Genomic DNA, 349 nt, shown 5'->3' with positions numbered 1-349 from the left:
TGCCGCCACAGTACCATCTGATTTAAGAGCGATTGTATGATTACTCCCTGCAGATACTGCCACAATATCTCTCCAACTGCCTACATCGCATTGACCAAGTTTATTATTACCCACCGCCATCACTATGCCATCCGATTTCAAACCAACAGTATGAAGATAACCAGCTGCCAACGCCACAATACCCCTCCATTCGCTTACATTGCATTGGCCATATCGATTATTACCTACTGCCGTCACCGTTCCATCCAATTTAAGACCAACTGTATGCCAGTCACCTGCCGTGACCGCCACAATATCTCTCCAGCTATTTATATTACATTCTCTTTCTTTATTTCGGCCTACCGCTATT

1 pseudogene is annotated in these 349 nt (G+C 44.7%); it reads right to left on the bottom strand.

Annotated elements, in window-relative coordinates:
• Positions 1-349: pseudogene (locus MR113_RS27570) on the bottom strand (chromosome condensation regulator); the annotation flags it as partial.

The sequence above is a fragment of the Bacillus cereus group sp. BfR-BA-01379 genome (genome assembly GCF_022663605.1).
GTDB classification, from domain to species: Bacteria; Bacillota; Bacilli; order Bacillales; family Bacillaceae_G; genus Bacillus_A; species Bacillus_A mobilis.
The sequence above is the reverse complement of the archived record's forward strand: the minus strand, read 5'-3'. Positions and strand labels throughout refer to the sequence as shown.